Raw genomic sequence first — 3530 nt, forward strand, 5'->3', positions numbered from 1 at the left:
CCTGTTTTACTTTTTTCCAATACTAATGTAGATAATTTTGATCTTCCTGCATATAAAGCTGCAGATAATCCTGCTGGTCCTGCTCCTACTACTATAAGGTCGTATATTTTTGACATTGTATCCTCCTAATATATATTTTAAATTAATTATTTTGATTTATACTTTCGATACCACTACTAATGATATCGCAGTCGATTAATTGAAAGTCACCTATAATTTTATCTGTCCATTTTCTTTGTAAAATGAATTTTTTGGTAGTTATTATAGCATCCTCGATAAGTTTTAAAGACTCAAAATTTAGTTGAGTGGCTTCTTCAGATATTATTATTGATTTAAAAGGTGTTTCTCCAGGTTTTACACTTCCTGTTAATGGATGAGTTAAAATCTCATAATTGTTATGAACTTTTGATCTTGTGTGTTCCATAACTTCTAAAAAGGTAGCACCTTCAAGATAATCCATAGGGTGAAAATCCTTATATTTTAGATTAACCAAAGGATTATTACTTATTATTTTAAACTTCATTTTACCTCCTAGATATAAGAATAATTATTCTCTTTTTCACATTTTTTCACAAGATTTCACAAAAAAATAAAAAGTATGCAATAAATATAGATACTTTTTAATTTTTATATATTTTAGTTATAATAATGTTATTTTGATGGAATTATGAGGGAATCGAACCCACCTACAATAATTTAAATATTGAAACTCGATTTTAATATCGGTAAGCACACCAGCGTCTTGTCTATTTCCAATTTAGTTATACTCCTTTTCTAAAAAAAAGTCAACCACTAAAGTTTTTTTTTTCACTTTTTGTTTTGAATATAGACACGTATTATGTTTTAATGATTTTTTTTATCCCCTTATCTAATAAGCGACTTAAACATTTCGGTATCATAATTGTTATAGATTTTTTTATTTTTATTATTTTTAAATAAAAACAATGAATAAAGTATTGAAATAAAACAAAAAAGTTGTTTTGGATACACTTTGTTTTTTGGTAAAGTTAATTTTTTCTTAAAAAAAAGCTAATTTTTGTTGACAATTTTAGCTTAAAAGGTTATAAATTATAAGATTCACATTTAAAAAAAACATGTTTCTTTAAAACTAAGATTTAATAAGGAATATTTTATTTTGAATCTTTATTTTCTGAGAGAGAGTTATTAATTTCACAAATATCGTGCAAAGTTTTAAAAGGGGGAATTTATACAATGGAAATGTTAAAAGGAATGGCACTACTATTATTGGCGCTATCGTGTTTTTCAGCGTTCAGTCTTAAAGCACCAAATGGTCAAAAAGCAATGAGTGGTCTAGCAAATGCTGCAGTAGCTACTTTTTTAGTCGAAGCTTTACACAAATTTATTTCAGGAAATATGCTAGGTATTGCTTTTTTAGGTAATGTAGGTAACATTGTTGGCGGTATGGGAGGTGTAGCATCAGGAAGTTTGGTTATGTTGGCTCTTGGTATTAATCCTGTATTTGCTATCGCTACTGGTCTCGCACTTTCTGGAACGGGTATATTAGAAGGATTTATTGTAGGATATACCCTTTCATTCCTCGTTCCGATTATAGAGAAATGTTTGCCTGAAGGAGTAGACGTTATTGTCGGTGTAGTTATTTTAGCTCCTCTAGGAAGATTTATTGCAGAAGTTGTATCACCTCTTGTTACTATTACTCTAAATCAACTAGGAGAAATGATACTAAATGCTTCAAATCAATCTCCGATACTTATGGGACTTCTTTTAGGAGGGCTTATTAAAGTAATTTGTACATCGCCTCTTAGTTCTATGGCTCTTACAGCTATTTTAGGTTTGACAGGATTACCAATGGGAATAGCATGCGTTGCTTGTTTTGGTGGTTGTTTCGCAAATGGGATAACATTTTATAGACTTAAATTAGGAAACAAAAGTAAGACTATCTCAATGATGTTAGAACCACTTACACAAGCTGATATAGTTACAGCTAATCCAGTGCCTATATTTACCTCTAGCTTCACTGGTGGAGCACTTGCAGGTTTATCAGCAGCATACTTTAAAATAGTAGCTGACGCACCTGGTACAGCATCTCCAATTCCTGGGTTACTTACTCCATTTGCATTTAATTCAGCTACAACTGTTGCACTAGCTATGTTTTTTGCAATGATTGGTGGAATAGTTGGAGGTTTAATAATCTCAACAATATTTGTTAATATCAAAGCAAAGAAAGAATCAAGAAGTCTGATACAAGCATAGTTAAATTATAATCTATTGAATTTTGACATTATTAAAGAATATTTAAGTCCAATAAATTTTTGCTTCATTTCTATAATAGTTTTATTATTTAGTTTTTGTAAATTTATAAAAGCTAGTTAAAAAAATGGAACCCTTCTAGAGTCAACTGAGGAATCATAATTTTGTAGATTTTATAATATTTAAGTTTAGTAAAAAAAGTAAAAACATCAAAAGAGGTCATACAATTGTATGACCTCTGAATTAAGAATTGGTTAAAATAAAAAAATAAATATTTCAAATTTTTTTAATATTTCCACTGTCCTTTTACCTGAGAGATTCGCCTAAAGTTAGGTTTGCTCCTTCGGTGACTTATTTAAAAGTCTCTCCAGAGGTTCGTCCAGTAGGTGTACTTATTCACTCATGAGTGAATACCTGAAAGTTTTACTTCTTCGGTGCTCTATTTTTCTAGAGACTCTCCACATACCTTCGTCCGATTTGTATTCGATTGTTTTACTCAGTATTAATTTATAACATTTTCTACAGCTTGTCAACACTTTTTTATTTTTTTTAATATTTTTTAATCGCGATTAGTTTTGTTTACTATATATATATAGTATGAAAAGATAATTGATTTTAAATCGAGGTATTGTTTTTAATTTTATTTTTATAACTATAAATCTTTAAAGAAAGAGGAAATAGAATTTAAAATGCGTGGAGGAGTTTAAAAAGAATTGTTGTTGTCATACGATTTCTACTTATTTTTATTACAGTTTAACCTTTGATATAATTAAAAATATTAATGATAGAATTATTGAAAAATCCGAGACAAGGTTTTTCAATTTTAAAGGCCGAAGTTCAAATGCCTGATTAAAATTTTATAAAAAAATCAAAGAAGACAGATTTTTCAAAGTTAAAGATGATGTTTTGGTTGATTTTTCAAATTTTTATAAATAATGAAAAAAATTGAAATTGATTCTTTATTGTTATGATGATAATTTTTTTTATTGTAATAACTTATGTGTTTCGTCGTCTGTGGACCAGTAAAAATATAGTGAAACGAGACGGCACTTAGATTTTTAGTTCGATTTTATAAAAAAACAAAAAAACTCTTGACGAAAACTTGTAAACACGGTATACTTCTTCTTGTCCGCAAGGGAGAGCAAACGCGACCTTAAGCGAGACAAACAATAGCACATTAGCAATTAAATAGAGAAAGAAAGTGTAAATTAAAAACTCAATTGTCGTTTAAAACTTTGTTTTAAACAATCGATTAAGGTGTACAGTGGAAAGAACCACTATAAAAATATATTGAAATTTTT

The 3530-nt window shown here is 28.7% G+C and carries 3 protein-coding genes, 1 tRNA gene and 1 riboswitch; of the genes, 1 reads left to right on the forward strand and 3 read right to left on the reverse strand.

Annotation, left to right across the window (positions count from 1 at the left end; translation table 11 throughout):
• From WBG30_RS10215 to WBG30_RS10225, 3 genes are all read right to left on the reverse strand, one after another.
• Window positions 1-116, reverse strand: a 116-nt coding sequence (locus WBG30_RS10215) for an FAD-binding protein (RefSeq protein ID WP_424504554.1), incomplete at its 3' end; no start/stop codon positions are given.
• A 26-nt stretch (window positions 117-142) separates the two neighbouring features.
• A complete protein-coding gene (locus tag WBG30_RS10220) occupies window positions 143-523 on the reverse strand; it encodes a GrdX family protein (protein ID WP_424504552.1) in 381 nt (126 codons plus the stop codon).
• A 137-nt stretch (window positions 524-660) separates the two neighbouring features.
• A tRNA-OTHER gene (locus tag WBG30_RS10225) sits at window positions 661-754 on the reverse strand.
• A 458-nt stretch (window positions 755-1212) separates the two neighbouring features.
• On the opposite strand from WBG30_RS10225, the gene WBG30_RS10230 reads away from it, so the two are divergent.
• Window positions 1213-2232, forward strand: coding sequence for a PTS sugar transporter subunit IIC (locus WBG30_RS10230; protein WP_424504553.1), 1020 nt, complete (start codon window positions 1213-1215; stop codon window positions 2230-2232).
• Between the two features lie 285 nt (window positions 2233-2517).
• Window positions 2518-2610: riboswitch (glycine riboswitch) on the reverse strand.
• Between the last annotated feature and the right edge of the window lie 920 nt (window positions 2611-3530).

The sequence above is a fragment of the Psychrilyobacter sp. genome (genome assembly GCF_049671765.1).
Classification (GTDB): Bacteria; Fusobacteriota; Fusobacteriia; order Fusobacteriales; family Fusobacteriaceae; genus Psychrilyobacter.

What these genes read in the sequence shown, in the direction of transcription:
- WBG30_RS10220 (WP_424504552.1), bottom strand. Translation starts at nt 523, where the DNA reads ATGAAGTTTAAAATAATAAGTAATAATCCTTTGGTTAATCTAAAATAT.
- WBG30_RS10230 (WP_424504553.1), top strand. Translation starts at nt 1,213, where the DNA reads ATGGAAATGTTAAAAGGAATGGCACTACTATTATTGGCGCTATCGTGT.